Below are 18,974 nucleotides of genomic sequence, written 5' to 3'. Positions count from 1 at the left end.
TAAGCTAATGGCTTGAGGATTTAGTAGCGTTCGGCGTAACCGGCCCGACGCTCTTCGTCGCGCAGCGTCAGGATTTCCACGCCGTCGGCGGTGACCGCTACGGTGTGTTCCCACTGCGCCGACAGTTTTTTGTCGCGCGTCACCACCGTCCAGCCGTCTTTCTTCTGCTTGATGCGGCGGTCACCCTGATTGATCATCGGCTCGATGGTGAACACCATGCCTTCCTGCAGCGCCATGCCGCTGCCGGGTTGGCCGTAGTGCAGCACCGCCGGCTCTTCGTGCATGTCGCGGCCGATGCCGTGGCCGCAATACTCCCGCACGATGCTGTAGCCGGCCTGCTCGGCGTGGCGCTGGATGGCGTGGCCGATATCCCCCAGGGTCGCGCCCGGTTTCACCGCGCGAATGCCCTGCCACATCGATTCATAGACGTTGTTCACCAACCGTTTAGCCAGCGGCGTCACCTGGCCGATGCAGTACATCTTGCTGGAGTCGGCGATGTAGCCGCCGTTTTCCAGCGTGATGTCCACGTTGACAATCATGCCGGAACGCAGGATTTTGCTGGCCGACGGCACCCCGTGGCACACCACGTCGTCTACGGAGGTGTTGAGCACATAGGGGAAATCATACTGCCCCTTGCTGGCCGGGCGCGACTTCAGTTCTTCGACGATAAACGCCTCGGCGCGGTCGTTAATCTCCATGGTGGAGATGCCTTCGACGATGACCTCATCGAGCATAGCAAACACTTTAGCCAGCAGAGCGCCGGAATGGCGCATTTTGGCAATCTCTTCCGGCGTTTTAATCACAATCTGTTTCACCCGACAATCTCCTTCAGCGTCAGCGCATTATCTTTCATCATTTTTTTTACCAGTTGCGGGTAGGTCAGTTCCGGATGGAACTCCGCCAGCATGCCGATCTTGATCCAGTACTCGGCCTGCGCGTTGATCGAACGCGTCATGGTCAGGCTGGCGAGGCGCAGATCGTCATGCAGCGCGTCCGAAATTTTTACGATGCCCATCGGCGTCTCCATAAATGAACGATATACGAAGTGTATACGCTTTGGATGGTCGCGATGTGGCATTCTGTGGCGTAAGAAGATTCTGGCAACAACGATTGCCGCCGCCAGGCAATGCGTTTATTGTGATGAACGACTTTTTTGCCATGATTTTTCAGAAGGATTTAAGGCGTGACTAAACTACGTGTTGGGGTGATTTTTGGCGGTAAATCGGCGGAGCATGAGGTGTCGCTGCAGTCGGCCAAAAACATTGTGGATGCAATCGACAAAGAGAAGTTTGACGTCACGCTGCTGGGGATCGACAAACAGGGGCAGTGGCACATCAACGACGCCTCCAACTACCTGCTCAACGCCGAGAACCCGGCGCTGATCGCGCTGAACCGCTCGAACAAGAACGTTGCGCTGATCCCGGGCCAGGAAAAACAGCAGCTGATCGAAGCGGGCAGCGCCGGCGCGCTGGGCCAGCTCGACGTCATCTTCCCGATCGTGCACGGCACGTTGGGGGAGGACGGCTCGCTGCAGGGGCTGCTGCGCATGGCCAATATGCCGTTCGTCGGCGCCGGCGTGCTCGGTTCGGCGGTCAGCATGGACAAAGACGTGACCAAGCGCCTGCTGCGCGACGCCGGGCTGGCGGTGGCGCCGTTCGTCACCCTGACGCGCGCCAACCGCGCCGGGTTCACGTTTGAGCAACTGAGCGAGCGCCTCGGCCTGCCGCTGTTCGTCAAGCCGGCCAACCAGGGCTCGTCGGTCGGGGTCAGCAAGGTGGAGAACCGCGCCGAGTTTGACGCGGCGGTGGCACTGGCCTTCAGTTTCGATCATAAAGTACTGGTGGAGTCGGCGATCGTCGGCCGCGAGATCGAGTGCGCGGTGCTGGGGAACGACGATCCGCAGGCCAGCGTGTGCGGCGAGATCGTGCTGAGCGACGCTTTCTACTCCTACGACACCAAATACATCAATGAGCAGGGCGCTCAGGTGGTGGTGCCGGCGGCGATCGCACCGGAAGTGAGCGACCACATCCGTGAGGTGGCGCTGAAGGCGTTCCGCGCGCTGGAGTGCTTCGGGTTGGCGCGGGTGGATGTGTTCCTGACGCCGGATAACCAGGTGGTGATCAACGAGATTAACACGCTGCCGGGCTTCACCAACATCAGCATGTATCCCAAGCTGTGGGCCGCCAGCGGCGTCAGCTACCAGGCGCTGATCACGCGCCTGATCGAATTGGCGCTGGAGCGCCACCAGCAGGATCGCGCGCTGAACAGTTCGGTGTTCGATCGCTAAACGCGGCAGGGGGCGGCGGTGCCGCCCCCGTCCATCACTTCACCGTCACGTCGATATCGCCGAAATACTTCTTCGACAGCGCCGTCACCGTGCCTTGTTGTTTCACTTTGGCGATGGCGGCATCCAGTTTCTTCTTCAGCGCCTCATCTCCTTTGCGCAGGCCGAAGGCGATGCCTTCACCGAGGATCTTGTCGTCGCGCACCGCCTCGCCGACGAAGGCGAAGCCTTTGCCGTCCGGCTGTGACAGGAAGCCGCTTTGCCCCGAGGGCGCCATCACCAGCGTGGCGTCGAGCCGACCGGCCGCCAGATCGAGATACACCTGATTCTGATCCTGGTAAGACACCACATCCACGCCCGCCGGCGCCCAATGGGTTTTGGCGTAAATCTCCTGAATCGAGCCTTGCAGCACGCCCACGTGTTTGCCCGCCAGCGCTTTGGCGTCCGGCAGCAGGCCGCTGTCGGCCTTGGCGATCAGACGGTTCGGCACCTGATAGATGGCGTCGGTAAAGGCGATCGCCTGGCGCCGCTGTTCGGTCACGTTCATCGCCGAGTTGATGGCGTCGAACTTGCGCGCCTGCAGCGCCGGGATCAGGCTGTCGAACGAGGTTTCCACCCAGCTGCATTGCAACTGCGCGGCGGCGCACACCGCGTCGCCCAGTTCAATGTCGAACCCTTCCAGTTTGCCGCTGGCGGATTTGGATTCGAACGGCGGATACAGCGCTTCCAGACCGAAGCGCAGGCTGTTTTCCGCCGCCAGAGAAGAGCCGGCGGCCAGCAGGCATCCGGCGGCGAACAGCGTTTTCAAAGCTTTCATAGGCAGTACCCCTTTCCCATGGTCGGACAAAAAATTACGCCTGGCTCAGGCGGCGCGCGCCTTCCAGCAGGGTCTCGTTATCTTTGGAAAAACTCAGCCGAATAAGGCCGGTATCGGTGCTGTCGCTGTAGAACGCCGACAGCGGGATCGTCGCCACCTTCGCTTCGCGGATCAAGCGCACGGCGAAATCATTGTCGCTTTCGTGACTGAAGCCGCTAAAGCGGGCCAGCATGAAGAAGCTGCCGCGGCTGGGCAGCAGCTCAAAGCGCGAATCCTGCAGGGCGCTGGCCAGCAGATCGCGCTTTTGCTGGTAAAACGCCGCCAGCCCCAGGTAGCTCTGCGGGTTGGCGAGCGCGGCGGCGAAGGCGTGTTGCATCGGCGTATCGGCGGAGAACACCATAAACTGGTGCACCTTGCGGATCTCGTCCATCAGCGCCGCCGGCGCCAGGCAGTAGCCGACGCGCCAGCCGGTGACGTGGTAGGTTTTACCGAACGACGACACGATCACGCTGCGTTCCGCCAGCTGCGGGTAGCGTGCCATGCTGTGGTGAATATCGCCGTCGAACACCACGTGCTCGTAGACCTCGTCGGACAGGATCACGATGTCGGTGTCGCGGGTCAGGGCGGTCAGGCGGTCGATATCCTGCGCGTCGAACACTGCGCCGGTCGGGTTGTGCGGCGTGTTGACGATGATCATGCGCGTTTTGCCGTTGATGGCGGCGGCCACTTCATCCCAGTCGACGCGAAAGTCCTGCAGCGACAGTTTGATCGCCACCGGCGTGGCGCCCTGCAGGCGCACGATCGGCGCATAGCTGTCGAACGCCGGTTCGAAATAGATCACCTCGTCGCCGGGATGCACCAGTGCGCTGATCGCCGAGTACAGCCCTTCGCTGGCGCTGGCGATCACCGTGATTTCTTCGTTGGCGTCATAGCGCGCGCCATACAATCGTTCAGCTTTTTCCGCCAGAGCAGCACGTAACGCCGCCACGCCGCTCATCGGCGCGTATTGGTTATGACCTGCGCGCATGGCTTGCGCCGTTGCCTCGATCAGCTGCGGGTCACCGGCGAAGTTGGGTGCGCCCTGCGACAGGTTGAGGGCCTGATGTTCGGCGCTGAGTTGGCCAATGACGGTGAAAATGGTGGTGCCGACGTCCGGCAGCTTCGAGCGGGATGAGCAGGCGCTCTGCATGATGGGCTCCAGGCAAACAGGGAAGTGTTGAGCGATTAAGCATCAGGCGGCGTAGGCGGACAAGGGAAAGTTTGTCATACTTGTCATGCACTACGATCATACCTAATCGAGGCACGCTATGCCGATATCCCTGCCGTCGCTCGACGTATTGAAAACCTTTGTGGTGGTGGCGCAACGCCTCAACTTTACCCATGCCGCCCGGCAGCTGCACCTGACGCAGGGGGCGGTCAGCCGGCAAATTCTCGGGCTGGAACAGCGTCTGGGCTATCCGCTGTTCAGCCGTCAGGCGCGCGGTTTGGCGTTGACGCCGCAGGGCGCGCAGCTGCTGGCGCCGGTACAGCAGGCGCTGGGGCAGTTGGATGAAGCCCTGACGCGGGCCGCCGCTCCGCCGGGGGCGCTGCGCATCAAATGCCCGACCTGCGCCATGCGCTGGGTGCTGCCGCGCATCATTCGCCTGCAAAATGAACGGCCGGACATGCATATCGAGCTGACCGCCTCGGTGTCGCACGGCCTGGATTTCAGTACCGAGCAGTTTGACGCCGCGGTGGTATTCGGCCGGCCGCCGAGTAAAAAGCTGACCGCGCACTTGCTGTTCGACGAAATCCTCACGCCGGTCTGCACGCCGACGTTCCTGCCGCCGGCAGCCCGGTTGACGGACTTGACGGACAAAACCCTGTTGCACCCGACGCGCGATCGGCGCGACTGGCTGCGCTGGCTGAAGGCGGCGGGCGCCGATGCGTTGCCGTCCGGCAAGGCCCAGCATTTCGATACCCTCGATCTGGCGATGAGCGCCGCGCTGCAGGGATTCGGCATCGCCATCGGCGATCTGTGCCTGCTGGAGGAGGATATTCAGGCGCAGCGCATCGTAACGCCGTTCCCGCTCTGCGTCAGCAGCGGCGCGGCCTATTATTTGGTCTATCCTGAACGCACGGTGGCACCGCCGACGTTAACCGCGCTGGTCGATTTTCTGGCGACGGAGGCCGCCGACAGCCGCGCCCGGCTGCGGAATTACCTGCCGATAACCTGTAATGCTTTGTAAACATTAGCGATGCGAATTCCCTTGGCGATGAAACAGAGTGTGGCAAACTGTTTCTTCACTCCGATTAAACTCCGCGGCGTTGGCGGCGGAAACACGCCTGAGATAAAACAAGATGAAATGGCTTTGTGTGGTGAGTATGTTGTCCGGTCTGGCCCTCAGCCCGGTTTTTGCGCAGGAAACGCCGATAACGCAGGGCATTCACGCCCAGCAGCGCGACGCCTTCGTGTCCAATTTGATGAAGCAGATGACGCTGGAAGAGAAGATTGGCCAGCTGCGGCTGATCAGCGTCGGGCCGGATAACCCGAAAGAAGCGATCCGCGAGGGGATCCGCAAAGGGCAGATCGGTGCCATCTTCAATACCGTTACCCGGCCGGATATCCGGGTGATGCAGGATCAGGCGATGCAGCTCAGCCGCCTGAAAATCCCATTGTTCTTCGCCTATGACGTGGTGCACGGCCAGCGCACCGTGTTCCCGATCAGCCTGGGGCTGGCGGCCAGCTTCGATCTGGAGGCCATCGCGCTCAGCGCCCGGGTCGCGGCGCAAGAGGCCAGCGATGACGGCCTGAACATGACCTTCGCGCCGATGGTCGATATCACCCGCGATCCGCGCTGGGGCCGGGTCTCCGAAGGCTTCGGCGAAGACACCTGGCTGGTCTCGAAAATCGCCAAGGTGATGGTCGATGGTTTCCAGAACGGCGATCCGGCCAAACCCGGTTCGGTGATGGCCAGCGTCAAGCACTTTGCATTGTACGGCGCCGTCGAAGGCGGCCGCGATTACAACACCGTCGACATGAGCCCGCTGCGCATGCATCAGGACTATCTGCCGCCTTACAAAGCGGCGGTGGACGCCGGTAGCGGCGGAGTGATGGTGTCGCTCAACTCGGTGAACGGCGTGCCGGCCACCGCCAACCCGTGGCTGCTGAAAGATCTGCTGCGCGAGCAGTGGGGCTTTAAAGGCATCACCATCAGCGACCACGGCGCGATTAAGGAACTGATTAAGCACGGCGTGGCCGCCGACGCGCGCGACGCGGTGCGCCTGGCGATCACCTCCGGCGTCGACATGAGCATGAGCGACGAGTTCTACGACAAATACCTGCCGGGTCTGGTGAAGGACGGACTGGTGTCTGAAAGCGATATCGACCGCGCCTGCCGCGACGTGCTGAACACCAAATACGACATGGGGCTGTTCACCAATCCTTATGTGCATCTGGGCCCGGCGGGTTCCGATCCGCAGGACACCAACGCCGAAAGCCGTCTGCACCGCGCCGAAGCGCGGGTGGTGGCGCGCAAGACGATGGTGCTGCTGAAGAACGATAAGCAGACGCTGCCGCTGAGCAAGCAGGCAACCATCGCCCTGGTCGGGCCGATGGCCGACAGCCAGCGCGACGTGATGGGCAGTTGGTCGGCCGCCGGGGTGGTCAAGCAGTCGGTCACCCTGCGCGAGGGGCTGGAGCGGGCGGTGGGCGACAAGGCGCGCATTCTGTACGCCAAGGGCGCCAACGTCACGCAGGATAAAGGCATCATCGATTATCTGAACGAGTATGAGCCGGCGGTGGCGTTCGATACCCGTTCGCCGCAGCAGATGATCGACGAAGCGGTGCAGGCGGCGAACAAGGCCGACGTGGTGGTGGCGGTGGTGGGGGAATCTCAGGGCATGGCGCACGAGGCCTCCAGCCGCGCCGACATCACGATCCCGCAGAGCCAACGCGATCTGATCGCCGCGCTGAAAGCCACCGGCAAGCCGCTGGTGCTGGTGCTGATGAACGGCCGCCCGCTGGCATTGAGCTGGGAGAGCGAGCAGGCGGACGCGATGCTGGAAACCTGGTACAGCGGCACCGAGGGCGGCAACGCGGTGGCGGACGTGCTGTTCGGCGATTACAACCCGTCGGGCCAGCTGCCGATGACCTTCCCGCGCTCGGTCGGCCAGATCCCGATGTACTACAACCACCTGAACACCGGCCGGCCGTTCGGCAAGGAGAACCCGGGCAAGTACACCTCGCGCTACTTCGATTCGCCGAACGGCCCGCTGTATCCGTTTGGTTACGGCCTGAGCTACACCACCTTCAGCCTGTCGGATCTGAAGTTATCCAGCCCGACGATGGCGCGCAACGGCAAGTTAACCGCCAGCGTCACGCTGAAGAATACCGGCAAGTACGACGGCGCCACGGTGGTGCAGCTGTATCTGCAGGACGTCACCGCGTCGGTCAGCCGCCCGGTGAAAGAGCTGCGCAACTTCAAGAAAGTGACGCTGAAGGCCGGCCAGTCGCAGCAGGTTGAGCTGCCGATTAGCGAAGACGATCTGAAGTTCTACAACGCCAGCCTGAAGTGGGGGGCGGAGCCGGGCAAATTCAACGTGTTCGTCGGCCTGGATTCCGACAACGTGCAGGCGCAAAGCTTTACGCTGAAGTAACCTTTTCCCCCTCTTTCACTGCGGTGGGAGAGGGGGCATCCATCCCTTTCCGCTAACGTCACCGGAGCTTGCCTCATGAAACGCTATCTGGACTGCAGCGCCAGCGATCTGGCCGATATCGGCAAAGCCGATCTGCTCTACGCCATCCGCGCCAGCGAAGGGCGCATCTTGGTCAGCGAAACCATCGCGGTCACTCAGCCGCTGCTCAATAACGTCACCAACGCCGAACTGGCGGCCAGCCAGGGCGCCGACCTGCTGCTGTTGAACCTGTTCGACGTCGATCGTCCACATATCGCGGGCCTGCCCGCCGACGTGCCGCCGCAGGAGGCGCTGCGCACGCTGCAGCGACTGACCGGGCGGGTGATCGGGGTGAACCTGGAGGCCGTCGATCCGGCTTTCGCCAGCGAACATAACGACTTTTGGCAGATGACGGCGGGCCGCGCCGCCACCGCCGAGAATGCGCGTAAGCTGTATCAGCTCGGCGCGCGCATGCTGGTGTTGACCGGCAACCCGAACAACGGCGTCAGCAATCAGGCGATCGCCGCCGCGCTGAAAGCGATACGCGATGAAGTGGGCGACGAGATGGTGCTGGTGACCGGCAAAATGCACGGCGCCGGCATTGTGCGCGAAAGCGGCAGCCAACTGATCGGCGAGCAGGACATCGCGCTGTTCGTGGAGAACGGTGCGGATATCGTGCTATTGCCGGCGCCGGGCACCATTCCCGGCATGTCGCAGGAGAAAGTGGCGGCGCTGATCGCCTTTGCCCAGCGGCAGGGGGCGCTGGCGATGACAGCGATCGGCACCTCGCAAGAGGGGGCCGACGTGCAGACCGTGCGGCAGATTGCGCTGATGAGCAAAATGGCCGGCGCGGATCTGCACCATATCGGCGATACCGGCTATTTGGGGCTGGCGCTGCCGGAAAACATCTTCGCCTACAGCGTGGCGATTCGCGGCGTGCGCCACACCTACAGCCGCATGGCGCGTTCAATTAACCGCTGAAATGGCTGCCGCTTGCGGGCTTTTCTTCCGATAGGCAACACTCGCAACGCATAGCCTAATAACGCCGGCAGACAAAGGTCGGGCTTTGAAGCGTACTGACCACATACAGGTTGCCGAGTACGTGTTCGACGGCGACATGGTAGGAGATTCGGGGATCTTCCGACTGCAAAAAGGTCGCCCAAAGGGGGGCGGGAACCGTATCTCCGGCATGTTTACGGTCGGCGGCGAATCGTAGCGTGTACCCATCGCCGCCGCCATCCTCTTCAGCCGCCTCATCGCCGGGGGTGTCATACACATAGTGAAGTTCGCGGTTCAGCACATAGGTTTTTTCTTGCCGCTCGATAAAACCATTGAGCCTGATAAAGCCAGTGCCGTTGTGGTAGAGGAAAAAATACATCTTTGCTTTTAAAACCGCGGCGGGCTCCATGGCTGGGCCATAGCGGTTGCGCGCGGTGATCTCCGCTTCGCAACGCAGTAAGGTTTTAGGATGGTGCGACAGCTGGGCGACCTGGCTTGCCAGGGGTGCCATCAATAATAACAAGCCGACGATAAAGCGTGTTTTTTTGTTCATGGCGTCATACCGTCGGTGTTTTTGATCGTGCGGCACCGGCCATATTGACCAGGTTGCGCCAGATTGCAGATGGCGATGAAGGTGACCTGAAAAGGAAGATTGGGGTTGGCGATTTTGGTGTAGAACAGATCGGCGGGCGTTGTGCCGCAGTCGGTCGCTTCAGCTTTCAATGCAGCGGCAATTTGCGCTTGCGTTTCACGCCGATCGTTCAGCGCGGCGGTTTCCAACGTAAAAACGTTGCACTGCTCATGGCGATAAAAAAAATCGACCCTGGCGTTTTTGAACGCGTGAACCGGCCGGTTGAACCACAATAAAGCGCAGACGAGGCTAAAGCACGCAATCATCATCAATGCTGCGGCAAGGGGCGCTTTATTTGCCAGGCAGATATTCCCACGCCGTTTTAACAGTGCGCCGGCCCGGGTCAACAGGGTGGGAATAACCGCTTCTTGGTTGTCCGGTGAGCGCATGTTTTCGCATGAGGTAATTTCCGCTTCAAGAATGAACCCCAGTTTGGGGATGGTAATAATGATTTGCGGATCCAGCGCCAACGACTCAAGCGCTTTTCTTATCTCACTGATGCAACCATTCAGATTATTGTTTGAACCCACAAAACCATTATCTTCCCAGACCCGCTGCATCAAATGCCTGCGGGTGAGCATCTCTTTATGATGGGTAACCAACTCTAACAACAAGCGGGTGGCAGGGTTAGATAACGGCATAAAAGATTCCCGTTCATTGATGATGAACAATGCGCGTTCGGCAGGTGAGAAAATAATCATCTGATTAATGACGTATTCCATAATGTGCTGCTTGCCCTTATAGCGACGGCGAAATTTAGCGAGGACAGAGTTATCTATTATTTTTCACCCGTCAAGATGATGGCGATTTTTTCATGTTGTGAAATTTTTGGCGAAAGTTCAAACGTACGGGGGCGCCAGTTTTATAATATTAGGTTTTCTTTGTTTTGGTTTTTAATTCCTTATTTTTATTATCTTTAGGAATTAAAAACTGTTTTTATGGTTAAATTTAATACATATATCTTGATTTTGGCTGCGGCGATACTATGGAACTCGCTGGGAAATGCGACAGGATTTTGCCGGTAATCCACGTTTAAATTGCGGGCTTTCTTTGCTTGAAGCCTGAATGGCCAAGAGGAAAAGGTATGTTTAAAAGAAACTGGACGCTTTTACGCTACAGGCGAAAGCTTTTTGAAGCTATTCAATCTGTCGGGATTGTGATGGCGATAATTACCGGGCTGGTGTTGCTGACAGGCATTTCTTTTATTGCAATTGAAAAATGGCTTAGCCTTTTCTGATGATTTTTCAGATAGATATTTTGGGATGAAATTATTATGTCTATTCCATGTTTAAAGTTCATGGTGATGGTCTATGTCAGCGTATTGCTTTTGTTGGGTGGCTATATTTATCACTATGATATGAACTATTTCTCGCTGACGTTTCCATATTCTCTTGTGATTGGGATTGTGCTGTTTGCTTTATTGGGCGTCGGCGGCGCGCTCCTTTTTTTGCGAAAAGCGTGGGGGATGACCCCCGCGTGTTTTTTCTTTGCGCTGGGCGCGGTGATATTGCTGCTGCCCCTTTTTTATTCTCGTGCCGAGTGGGGCGTGCTTACCGTCGGGCGAATGGCCTGCCTGTTTGGCAGTTGGATTATTTACTTTATCCTATTGCAATATCGGGTCATGCAGCACGTGCGTATTGCGTTTATCTATACGCTGGTATTAGCCGCAGCCGTGGGAGGCATTTGGCTTTTTTCCTTCCCGGCCGAGGCGGCGGCAGGCTATGCCGGCAGCGGGGGGCGTTGGCCGGATGCCGCGAGCAGTTTATTGGCGAGCGGATTATTGGCGGGATGGGGGCTGACGGTGTTGCCTCGGTTCCGCATGTTGCGCCGAGATAGCGAGCGATGGCGTATTTTACTCTTGCTGCCGCTCTTGATCGGTTTATCCGCCGCGCTGGGCTGGGGGGCATCGCAGACAGTTTGTCTCAGCGTGGTATTGGGTGCCGCGCTGTTGACCCTGATGTTTGTGCGCAGATACCCGCTGCATTGCGTGCTCGCGCTGCTGATGACGGCATTGGGATTCTGCCTGGCGATATTGGCGGATGAATTGAACGCCGGCGTTCGTTTGTCGAACGCCGCGCCGTGCTGCGATACGCTGCTTGATTCGCTGGCGCTGGTGGTAGAGCGGCCCTGGTTAGGATGGGGCTATGGCCGATTCGAGCATGGCTTTGAGCATTTACAGGCCCATGCGCTGCCCGCGGTGGCGCGGGCAGGCGCAGCGCGGCAACCCTATAATGAGCTCCTGCTGTGGTGGATAGAAGGCGGCGTCGTTGCGTTGGCGGGCATGCTGTGCCTGCTGGCGGGCGTGGCGGCGCTGGTGCACCAAACATGGCGACGGGAGCGCATCGCCGCCCGCTTGCACAGCCCGGCCGCCGGGGAAGAGGCCGCGTTGGCGACGAGCGGCATTCCCTTGCTGCTGTGCGCGCAGTTTTCCTACCCGTTCGGGCTGTCGCTCATCCAATGGGCGGTTTTGACGCTGCTGCTCGTTACGTTGGATGGGCGCAGCAGGCTCAATGCCGGCCGGTTTTGCCGGTTTGTTTTCGCGCGGAGGGAAACGGCGTGAACACGGTCATCAATATCGCCTTCCTGGATATCGACTGCTTTTTTGTCGCCGGGGCGTATCGGGCGTTGAGCGACTATTTTAGTGAACGTGGCATCGAGGCGCGCTGCAGCGAGCCGCTGAATGCCGACCTTGTGTTCCAGGCGATCGCCAAAGGCGACATGGCGCGTTTTTGCCATCCTCCCCATGCTCCTCACGCCCTTTATCTCGCCGTTTACGATCTCAGAGAAGCTCGCATTCGCGCCATTTCGGGGTGCCTGAGGGAAGCGGGGAGGGTGTACCGCAATGAAGGCGTCGCAAAGCTGTTGCACACGGTAGCGCGGGTGATAAAAGGCCGAACCGGCGGCGCCTGCGGTTTTTCTTGTTGCGCCTGGTGCCAGCCGTTGCCATTGACGCCGCAGGAAAAACAAGTGATGCGTTACCTGAGTTGGGAAATGACGCCGACCGCCATTGCCCGTCGGCTTCGGGTCAGCATCAAGACGGTGAGCACGCATAAACGGGCGGTGATGAGAAAGATGCATTTTCAGCGCGATGCGGAGCTTTACCGCTGGTTGCGTCTGGGGGAGTTCGGTCAGGGAAATGGCGATAGCCACGTCGTCTGAGCGATGGCATGGCAGGTCCGGGCCTGGCGGCCCGGAGCGACTTACCAAAACAGCGGCGTGGTGCTTTCGGCAAGAAACGCCAGCAGCGTTTCATTGACCGCCGCCGGATTTTCCTTGTTGCTGATATGCCCGGCGTTGGGGATCAGCACATGTCGGCAGCCGAGAAGATCCGCCATGCGCTGGCCTTCCGCCGGCGGGCGCGGCTTATCCTGCGCGCCGGTGATGACGATGCTGGCGGCGGTGATGTGTTCCAGCAGCGCCAGCTTGTCGGGCCGACCGAAGATCATCCGGCCCAGCGGTACGATGCTCTCGCGCAGACGATCGGCGGGCAGGCTTTGCAGATGGGCCAGCAACGGCTGCGACAGCGCAGCGGGCACTTCGTCGGAATAGAACTGCGCGGCGATATATTCCAGCAGCGGCGGCGTGATGGCGCCGGCCTGTTCCACGGCGGCCAGCATGCCCATATAGCGCTGCCGTGCCTCTGGAGTTTCGTCGCCCAGGTAGCTGTCCAGCAGCGCCAGCACTTTCACCCGCTCCGGCGCCAGCGCCGCCAGTTCGGCGCCCCACATGCCGCCGACGGACAGGCCGACGATGCCGAACTCTTCAATATCCAAATGATCCATCAGCGCCAAATGATCGGCGGCGATATCCGACAGGCTGTTTCGCCCGGGTGGCAGTGCCGGTGAATCGCCGTGGCCCCAGAGATCCGGTACGATCAGGCGGTAGCGTTTAGCCAGCGCTTCGAACTGCGGCGCCCACATATTCAGATCGAACAGATAGCTGTGGCCCAGCAGCAATGGAAAGCCTGAACCTACGTCGAGATAATGCAGGGATTTGCCCATCGTTGGCATCTTATCGGTTCCTTATATAAAAAGAGTCCCGGCTGCTTATATCACACTCATATTCAACCCACGGTATTAATTTACCTTAAATTACTCAGGTGGAGGCTTATTTTTAATTATCCATTGCTAACAAGACGTCAATAAAAGGTGACATTAAGGATAATATTCTGGTCGATGCCGGAGCCTTGGTTTATGCTGGCGCTCCTTTCGGTATGGAATAGATAAACAGGGAGTCGCGATGAAAAGACTTTTCAGACTATTAATTATTTTGCTTGTCATTTTGCTGCTGGCGGCGGTGCTGTGGTGGTTCTTCGGGCGCGGCAATCCGAATGCGCTGTGGCAGATAGTCAGCCAACAGTGCGTGCCCAATCAGCAGCAGAACCACGATCCTGCACCCTGCTTAAAGGTGGATTTAACCGAAGGATATGTGCTGTTTAAGGACAGCAAGGGCCCTTACCACGATCTGGTGATGCCGACCGAAAAGGTCAGCGGCATCGAGAGCCCGATATTGCAAGCGGATCGAACGCCGCCTTATTTCGCCCAGGCCTGGAATAACCGCGAACATATATCCAGCGAGCTGGGTAAACCGTTAAAAGACGCATGGGTTTCTCTGGCGGTCAATTCGAAATATGGCCGCTCTCAAAATCAGTTGCATATTCACGTTGCCTGCTTGCGCCAGGATGTCTATAACGCGCTGGGGGAACAGGCTGAGCAATTAGATCAACAGTGGCGGCCGCTGGCGGTGAAATTGGTCGGCCATCAATATCTGGCCAGAAAATTGGCGGGCACCGATTTAACCCAGGAAGATCCTTTCCGCTTGTTGCAAAACTACGTGGTCGAGCAGGGCGACAGCATCGGCAATTACGGCCTGGCGCTGGCGATCAGCCCGCAGGGCGAGATGCTGCTGTTGGCAAACCGTTTGAAGTTGACCGATCTCAACCTGGGGTCGGCCGGTGAAATTCAGGACTACCGGTGCGAGGTCGCGGGGAACTGAGTTTTTCTTATCGCTCCCCGTCGTTGGGGAGCGTACGCCGTGCGATACAAACTAACCAAATGTATTAACTTGCTTTTATTTTATTCTCCCTCCTCTGCTTGATCCTGTTCTCATGTTCGATCTACTATTTGTTTGCACAAGCAAATAAATAATCGAGAGTAACCCGACATGTCACAACCACGTAAACTTCCTGCTGCACTGGGCATCCATCTGGATGTGACCAATCGCCTGTGGCGCACGGCGATGGACCAGTCGGTGAAAATGACCAATCTGACGCGCCCGCATTGGCTGGCGCTGAGTGCGATTGCCGATCTGGGGGATGGCTGCACGTTGAAAGACGTTTCGCAGCATTTGAACGCCGAAGTCTCGACGATGTCGCGCGCGCTGCTGTTTCTGGAAAAAAATCGGCTTATCGCCCGCGATGCTCTGTCCGAAGATAAGCGCGCCAAAGGGGTGAGAATGACCGAGGCCGGGCAGGAGATGCTGGCGCAGTTGGATCATTCCAGCCAGCAAGCGCGGGAAAAACTGCTCAACGGCATTTCGGCCAACGATCTGGAGGCTTTTTACCGCGTATTGTTTGGCATCAAGCATAACGCGATAGCGATGCTCGAACAGGAAAATCTGTTGCCGGACGAGTTTGCTCTTCTGGCGGAGGAGCGAGCGGGGGCGATGAAGCCGGAAGGTGAAGCGTGAACGGCCGCTGGCGGAGAGCACAACAGCTGTGCGTTATCGCGTTGGGGATCTTCTCCTGCTCGGTCTTCGCCAGCCAGAATGACCAACAGGTCATCGCACGGGGAAAATATCTGGCTACCGCCGCAGATTGCGCGGCTTGTCACCGCGGCAGCAGTCAACAGGACGCCCCCTATGTCGGCGGTTATGCCATCGCGTCGCCGATGGGCGACATCATCGCCAGCAATATCACGCCCGCCAAAGGAACCGGCATTGGCGACTACAGTGAACAAGAGTTTCGCCGCGCGTTAACGCAGGGCATTCGGCGGGACGGCCAACCCTTGTATCCCGCCATGCCTTATACCGCTTATCGGGGGCTGAGTGATGACGATCTGCACGCGCTGTATCGCTATTTTATGGCCGGTGTCGCACCGGTCGATCGTGCGGTGCCTGAGACCCAACTGACGTTCCCTTTTTCCTGGCGTTATGCGATCCACGGCTGGAACTGGCTGTTTCTGAAAAAGACGCCCGTCGATGCAGACGAGAGGAAGGCGCGTGGTCGCTATCTGGTGGATGTGTTGGGGCATTGCTCGGCGTGTCACAGCCCGCGTAACGGGATGATGGCGGAACGCGGCATGGCGGAGGCGGTGGAGCATAGCCTGCGTTTCCTGAGTGACGACAACCTCGGCGCCATCGCCGATTGGCTTAAACAAACGCCGCCGATCGTCACCGTACAAGGAACGAAAGCGGCCTATCAATATCAGGGGGGCGGTAAAGGCCGTGCCACCGGACAGGCGCTGTATGCCGTTTCCTGCGCCAGCTGCCATCGTCTGGGCGGCGAGGGGGCTTATGACGGCCATTTCCCTTCTTTGACGCACAACACCACCGTAGGCAGCGAACGGGCCAATAACCTGATCATGGTGATGCTGTATGGCGTGCAGCGTCAGGGGGAGACGCTACAGACCTGGATGCCGGGGTTCGCCGATAGTCTGGATGACCGGCAACTGGCTGAATTGGGCAATTACGTATTGCAGCAATTCGGCAATCCGGCGGTCAGGATAACGCCGGAGCAAGTGGCTCTGCAGCGGGCGGGCGGTGAAAAACCGCTGTTGATTACGTCATTGCATTATGTGTTCTGGGGCGGCGTATTGCTGGTATTGATCGTCATTGGGGCGTGGGTGAAACGTCGGGTGAAGCACTGATCCAAGAGAGGATGGCATGAAGTTCAATCTGAACGGCCAGGCGGTCGAATTTAACGGCGAGCCGGATACGCCGCTGCTGTGGGTGATCCGAGAACATTTTAAATTAACCGGCACCAAGTTCGGCTGCGGTATCGGCGCCTGTGGCGCTTGTACGGTACATGTCGACGGTAAGGCTGTGCGTTCATGCTGTTATCCGCTGCAATTGGTGCGCGATCGGCAGGTGACCACCATCGAAGGGCTGTCCATCGATCGCCGTCATCCGGTGCAGCAGGCCTGGATTGCGGAGGACGTGCCGCAGTGCGGCTACTGCCAATCAGGCATGATCATGGCGGTCAGCGCGCTGCTGGCGGAACACCCGAGGCCGGACGATCGGCAGATAGATACGGGCCTGACCAATCTGTGCCGCTGCGCCACTTACCACCGTATCCGTGCGGCGGTGCACCGCGCCGCCGACAAGGGAGAACCCTGAGTATGGCGATCACCCGCAGAACCTTGATAAAAGGCAGCGCGTTGGCAGTGGCCGCCATGTTGCTGCCGATATCGACGCGCAGCCTGGCGGCCGTGGTTTCACAAGACGTGGCGCCACCGGACAGTCAGCATGAATTGAACGATTGGATCTGGATCGACCGCGATGGGCGCATCGTCATCGGCGTGTCGCAATGTGAGGTTGGGCAGGGGATTTACACCGGCCTGGCCGAAGTGGTGGCGGCGGAGATGGATGCCGATTGGGCGCAGGTGACGGTGAAATTCGTCACCGGCCGTGACGCTTACCGTCAGGTTGCCGGGGGCGAGGCTTTCGCGCAGTTTGTCGCCGCCTCAACCTCCATGACCAAATTTTATCAGCGTGCCCGGCTGGCCGGCGCACAGGCGAGAGATTTCTTTCTGCGGGCCGGCGCAAAACATTTCGCGCTTTCACCATCGCAGTGCCGCACGGAGAAAGGCTGGGTGCTTGAGAAAGGCGGGAAGCGCAAGGTCGCCTATGGCGATTTGGTGCGCTATGCCGCCGAACTGCCGTTGGATCCGCAGCCTGCTTTAAAGAGTGAGGCGCAAGAGCGAGAGAGTGTCATTGGCAAGCCGCTGTTGCGGGTCGATACGCCGGAGAAAGTAGATGGCAGTGCGATTTACGGTATTGATATCGACTTGCCGGAGATGCTGATCGGCGTCCCCTGGATGGTGCCCGACCTTAGCGGAAAGCTGGTCGCCGTGCGTAATGAACGACAGATTCGGGCCATGCCGGGCGTGGTGGATCTGGTGCTGACCCGGCAGTGGTCGATGAACAACATGGTCGGATTGGATCATGATATGTCGCTCAATACGGTGATCGTGGTGGCGGCGAGTTACTGGCAGGCCAAAAAGGCGGCTGATTTGCTGGAGGTCGACTGGCTGCCGGGCGCAGGAAAAGCGCTGACCGATAGCGCGATTGCGGCAGAGAATCTGGCGATGCTGGATGGCGATACGCTGGTGCCGGCGGTCGATCGCGGCGAGGCGTCGGCGTTGATTCGTGGAGTTGAACAAGGTTCGCGCTTGCATGAGGCGCGTTACAGCGCACCTTATGTGGCGCACGCCACCCTGGAGCCTTGCAATGCCACCAGCCATTACGGCGAGGGCCGTATCGAAACCTGGGGCCCCTTCCAGGGGCAGGACATGGTGCGCAACGTTCTGGCGAAAATGTTCGGGCTGAAGCCGACGGATGTGGTGGTGAATACGACCTATCTGGGGGGGAGCTTTGGGCGCAAATATCTGCCGGATGCCGTGATGCATGCTACCGCCGCCTCCCGGGCGGTGGGGAAACCGGTCAAAGTGGTCTATCCGCGCGAGATCGACATGCGGCATGAATACTATCGTCCGGCCTGCATCAGCCATTATCGGGCGCTGTTGGATGAAAACGGCTACCCGCAGGCGCTGTGGGCGCGCTATGCCGGGCAGTCGCTCTTCTGGCAAATGCGGCGCGAAACGGTCAACGAGGCCGGGGGATGGGATGAAAGTATGGTGGAGTGCGTTTACAGCACGCCGTATCGCATCCCTCATCTGAAGGTGGAGGCCGGCATCGTCGAACAGCCGATCTCCCTGAGCTATCTTCGCGGTGTCGGCAGCGTCGCCAGTCTGTTCTTTTTGGAAAGCTTTATCAGCGAACTCAGCCATAAGGCCAACCGGGACGAGTATTCGTATCGGCGGCATCTGTTGCAGGACAGCCCGGAAGCGTTGCGCGTCCTGGACGCCACCGCCACGGCGGCCGGTTGGCAGCATGAACCGCCGTCGGGCGTTTCTCGCGGTATGGCGTGCAATATTTGGGTCGGCCGCAATAATGCTTTCACCACCTACGTCGGTTTGGTGGTTGAAATCGCCATTCAGGAGGGGCGACTACGGGTGCTGCGCGCGGTATGTGCGATTGACTGTGGCAAGGTGATAAACCCGAACCTGGTGCGCGCCAACGTAGAGGGCGGCATCGGCTTTGCGCTGACCACCTGTCTGCACAGCGAGCTGCATTTTGAACGGGGCGGCGTGGTGGAAGGGAATTTCGATCGCTATCCGCTGCTCGCGATCGCCGAAATGCCCAAGGTGGAGGTCGTGATACTCGACAGCGCGCGTGCGCCGCAGGGATGCGGGGAAGTGTCGACTGCGGTGGTCGCCCCGGCGATGGCCAGCGCGCTGCATAAGGCCACCGGCAAAACCTATCGTACTATGCCGTTCCCACGCGAGTTCTCGTCGGTGTAACGGCCC

19 protein-coding genes are annotated in these 18,974 nt (G+C 59.3%); 12 read left to right on the top strand and 7 right to left on the bottom strand.

Features of this window, described 5'->3' with window-relative positions; translation table 11 throughout:
- Positions 1–20: 20 nt before the first annotated feature.
- Positions 21–815, bottom strand: coding sequence for a type I methionyl aminopeptidase (gene map / locus ACJ8M3_RS11345; RefSeq protein ID WP_033642282.1), 795 nt, complete (start codon positions 813–815; stop codon positions 21–23).
- Positions 812–1,015 carry a ParD-like family protein gene (locus ACJ8M3_RS11340; RefSeq protein ID WP_006324220.1) on the bottom strand — a complete coding sequence of 68 codons (204 nt, stop codon included), beginning with the start codon at positions 1,013–1,015 and terminating at the stop codon, positions 812–814. Before ACJ8M3_RS11340 ends, map begins: the two co-directional genes overlap by 4 nt.
- 168 nt (positions 1,016–1,183) lie before the next feature.
- Between ACJ8M3_RS11340 and ddlA the strand changes: the two genes are divergently transcribed.
- Entirely contained in the window at positions 1,184–2,287 is a 1,104-nt protein-coding gene (gene ddlA, locus ACJ8M3_RS11335) for a D-alanine--D-alanine ligase (protein ID WP_015377061.1), read from the top strand.
- Positions 2,288–2,321: 34 nt separating this feature from the next.
- On the opposite strand, the gene ACJ8M3_RS11330 is transcribed toward ddlA, so the two are convergent.
- Both ACJ8M3_RS11330 and ACJ8M3_RS11325 read right to left on the bottom strand, forming a co-directional pair.
- Positions 2,322–3,101, bottom strand: a complete 780-nt coding sequence (locus tag ACJ8M3_RS11330; RefSeq protein WP_033633826.1) for an ABC transporter substrate-binding protein — start codon at positions 3,099–3,101, stop codon at positions 2,322–2,324.
- Between the two features lie 34 nt (positions 3,102–3,135).
- Complete coding sequence (locus tag ACJ8M3_RS11325) at positions 3,136–4,290, bottom strand: methionine aminotransferase (protein ID WP_089196749.1); 1,155 nt, start codon at positions 4,288–4,290, stop codon at positions 3,136–3,138.
- Positions 4,291–4,408: 118 nt separating this feature from the next.
- On the opposite strand from ACJ8M3_RS11325, the gene ACJ8M3_RS11320 reads away from it, so the two are divergent.
- From ACJ8M3_RS11320 to ACJ8M3_RS11310, 3 genes are all read left to right on the top strand, one after another.
- Positions 4,409–5,329: a LysR substrate-binding domain-containing protein gene (locus ACJ8M3_RS11320; RefSeq protein WP_089196750.1), complete on the top strand. Its 921-nt coding sequence runs from the start codon at positions 4,409–4,411 to the stop codon at positions 5,327–5,329.
- A gap of 112 nt (positions 5,330–5,441) precedes the next feature.
- Entirely contained in the window at positions 5,442–7,739 is a 2,298-nt protein-coding gene (gene bglX / locus ACJ8M3_RS11315) for a beta-glucosidase BglX (RefSeq protein WP_089196751.1), read from the top strand.
- Between the two features lie 75 nt (positions 7,740–7,814).
- A complete protein-coding gene (locus ACJ8M3_RS11310) occupies positions 7,815–8,738 on the top strand; it encodes a DUF7916 family protein (RefSeq protein ID WP_042783918.1) in 924 nt (307 codons plus the stop codon).
- Between the two features lie 55 nt (positions 8,739–8,793).
- Here ACJ8M3_RS11310 and ACJ8M3_RS11305 read toward each other — a convergent pair whose 3' ends face one another.
- Both ACJ8M3_RS11305 and ACJ8M3_RS11300 read right to left on the bottom strand, forming a co-directional pair.
- Complete coding sequence (locus ACJ8M3_RS11305; RefSeq protein WP_033642288.1) at positions 8,794–9,309, bottom strand: hypothetical protein; 516 nt, start codon at positions 9,307–9,309, stop codon at positions 8,794–8,796.
- Positions 9,306–10,109 (bottom strand): winged helix-turn-helix domain-containing protein, encoded by an 804-nt coding sequence (locus ACJ8M3_RS11300; RefSeq protein WP_089196752.1) that lies wholly within the window; start codon positions 10,107–10,109, stop codon positions 9,306–9,308. The genes ACJ8M3_RS11305 and ACJ8M3_RS11300 overlap by 4 nt, the downstream gene beginning before the upstream one ends.
- A 362-nt stretch (positions 10,110–10,471) precedes the next feature.
- Between ACJ8M3_RS11300 and ACJ8M3_RS11295 the strand changes: the two genes are divergently transcribed.
- Genes ACJ8M3_RS11295 through ACJ8M3_RS11285 form a run of 3 tightly spaced genes read left to right on the top strand, consistent with a single transcriptional unit; the run spans position 10,472 to position 12,546 of the window.
- Positions 10,472–10,624, top strand: coding sequence for a hypothetical protein (locus ACJ8M3_RS11295; protein WP_154582434.1), 153 nt, complete (start codon positions 10,472–10,474; stop codon positions 10,622–10,624).
- Between the two features lie 36 nt (positions 10,625–10,660).
- Positions 10,661–11,947 (top strand): O-antigen ligase family protein, encoded by a 1,287-nt coding sequence (locus ACJ8M3_RS11290; RefSeq protein ID WP_158524114.1) that lies wholly within the window; start codon positions 10,661–10,663, stop codon positions 11,945–11,947.
- Positions 11,944–12,546, top strand: coding sequence for a helix-turn-helix transcriptional regulator (locus tag ACJ8M3_RS11285; RefSeq protein ID WP_442514679.1), 603 nt, complete (start codon positions 11,944–11,946; stop codon positions 12,544–12,546). The genes ACJ8M3_RS11290 and ACJ8M3_RS11285 overlap by 4 nt, the downstream gene beginning before the upstream one ends.
- Positions 12,547–12,587: 41 nt before the next feature.
- Here ACJ8M3_RS11285 and ACJ8M3_RS11280 read toward each other — a convergent pair whose 3' ends face one another.
- The gene (locus tag ACJ8M3_RS11280; protein WP_089194418.1) at positions 12,588–13,388 is read right to left on the bottom strand and encodes an alpha/beta fold hydrolase; all 801 of its coding nucleotides are present in this window, start codon (positions 13,386–13,388) and stop codon (positions 12,588–12,590) included.
- 238 nt (positions 13,389–13,626) lie between these two features.
- On the opposite strand from ACJ8M3_RS11280, the gene ACJ8M3_RS11275 reads away from it, so the two are divergent.
- The 5 genes from ACJ8M3_RS11275 (at position 13,627) to ACJ8M3_RS11255 (ending at position 18,968) form a co-directional block, all read left to right on the top strand.
- On the top strand, positions 13,627–14,382 hold the full coding sequence (locus ACJ8M3_RS11275) for a CDP-diacylglycerol diphosphatase (RefSeq protein WP_046686628.1): 756 nt from the start codon (positions 13,627–13,629) through the stop codon (positions 14,380–14,382).
- Between the two features lie 168 nt (positions 14,383–14,550).
- Complete coding sequence (locus ACJ8M3_RS11270; RefSeq protein ID WP_080350166.1) at positions 14,551–15,075, top strand: MarR family winged helix-turn-helix transcriptional regulator; 525 nt, start codon at positions 14,551–14,553, stop codon at positions 15,073–15,075.
- Positions 15,072–16,253: a c-type cytochrome gene (locus ACJ8M3_RS11265; RefSeq protein ID WP_442514678.1), complete on the top strand. Its 1,182-nt coding sequence runs from the start codon at positions 15,072–15,074 to the stop codon at positions 16,251–16,253. The genes ACJ8M3_RS11270 and ACJ8M3_RS11265 overlap by 4 nt, the downstream gene beginning before the upstream one ends.
- Before the next feature lie 16 nt (positions 16,254–16,269).
- Positions 16,270–16,722 carry a (2Fe-2S)-binding protein gene (locus ACJ8M3_RS11260; RefSeq protein WP_033642292.1) on the top strand — a complete coding sequence of 151 codons (453 nt, stop codon included), beginning with the start codon at positions 16,270–16,272 and terminating at the stop codon, positions 16,720–16,722.
- A 2-nt stretch (positions 16,723–16,724) separates the two neighbouring features.
- Positions 16,725–18,968, top strand: a complete 2,244-nt coding sequence (locus tag ACJ8M3_RS11255; protein ID WP_164120338.1) for a xanthine dehydrogenase family protein molybdopterin-binding subunit — start codon at positions 16,725–16,727, stop codon at positions 18,966–18,968.
- Positions 18,969–18,974: the final 6 nt, after the last annotated feature.

The sequence above is a fragment of the Serratia sp. CY55921 genome (assembly GCF_052167655.1).
In the GTDB taxonomy this organism is placed as follows: Bacteria; Pseudomonadota; Gammaproteobacteria; order Enterobacterales; family Enterobacteriaceae; genus Serratia; species Serratia ureilytica.
The sequence above is the reverse complement of the archived record's forward strand: the minus strand, read 5'-3'. Positions and strand labels throughout refer to the sequence as shown.

What these genes read in the sequence shown, in the direction of transcription:
- ACJ8M3_RS11305 (WP_033642288.1), bottom strand. Translation starts at nt 9,309, where the DNA reads ATGAACAAAAAAACACGCTTTATCGTCGGCTTGTTATTATTGATGGCA.
- ACJ8M3_RS11260 (WP_033642292.1), top strand. Translation starts at nt 16,270, where the DNA reads ATGAAGTTCAATCTGAACGGCCAGGCGGTCGAATTTAACGGCGAGCCG.
- ACJ8M3_RS11290 (WP_158524114.1), top strand. Translation starts at nt 10,661, where the DNA reads ATGTCTATTCCATGTTTAAAGTTCATGGTGATGGTCTATGTCAGCGTA.
- ACJ8M3_RS11280 (WP_089194418.1), bottom strand. Translation starts at nt 13,388, where the DNA reads ATGGGCAAATCCCTGCATTATCTCGACGTAGGTTCAGGCTTTCCATTG.
- ACJ8M3_RS11270 (WP_080350166.1), top strand. Translation starts at nt 14,551, where the DNA reads ATGTCACAACCACGTAAACTTCCTGCTGCACTGGGCATCCATCTGGAT.
- ACJ8M3_RS11255 (WP_164120338.1), top strand. Translation starts at nt 16,725, where the DNA reads ATGGCGATCACCCGCAGAACCTTGATAAAAGGCAGCGCGTTGGCAGTG.
- bglX (WP_089196751.1), top strand. Translation starts at nt 5,442, where the DNA reads ATGAAATGGCTTTGTGTGGTGAGTATGTTGTCCGGTCTGGCCCTCAGC.
- ACJ8M3_RS11295 (WP_154582434.1), top strand. Translation starts at nt 10,472, where the DNA reads ATGTTTAAAAGAAACTGGACGCTTTTACGCTACAGGCGAAAGCTTTTT.
- ACJ8M3_RS11300 (WP_089196752.1), bottom strand. Translation starts at nt 10,109, where the DNA reads ATGGAATACGTCATTAATCAGATGATTATTTTCTCACCTGCCGAACGC.
- ACJ8M3_RS11310 (WP_042783918.1), top strand. Translation starts at nt 7,815, where the DNA reads ATGAAACGCTATCTGGACTGCAGCGCCAGCGATCTGGCCGATATCGGC.
- ACJ8M3_RS11340 (WP_006324220.1), bottom strand. Translation starts at nt 1,015, where the DNA reads ATGGGCATCGTAAAAATTTCGGACGCGCTGCATGACGATCTGCGCCTC.
- ACJ8M3_RS11320 (WP_089196750.1), top strand. Translation starts at nt 4,409, where the DNA reads ATGCCGATATCCCTGCCGTCGCTCGACGTATTGAAAACCTTTGTGGTG.
- ACJ8M3_RS11330 (WP_033633826.1), bottom strand. Translation starts at nt 3,101, where the DNA reads ATGAAAGCTTTGAAAACGCTGTTCGCCGCCGGATGCCTGCTGGCCGCC.
- ACJ8M3_RS11275 (WP_046686628.1), top strand. Translation starts at nt 13,627, where the DNA reads ATGAAAAGACTTTTCAGACTATTAATTATTTTGCTTGTCATTTTGCTG.
- ACJ8M3_RS11325 (WP_089196749.1), bottom strand. Translation starts at nt 4,290, where the DNA reads ATGCAGAGCGCCTGCTCATCCCGCTCGAAGCTGCCGGACGTCGGCACC.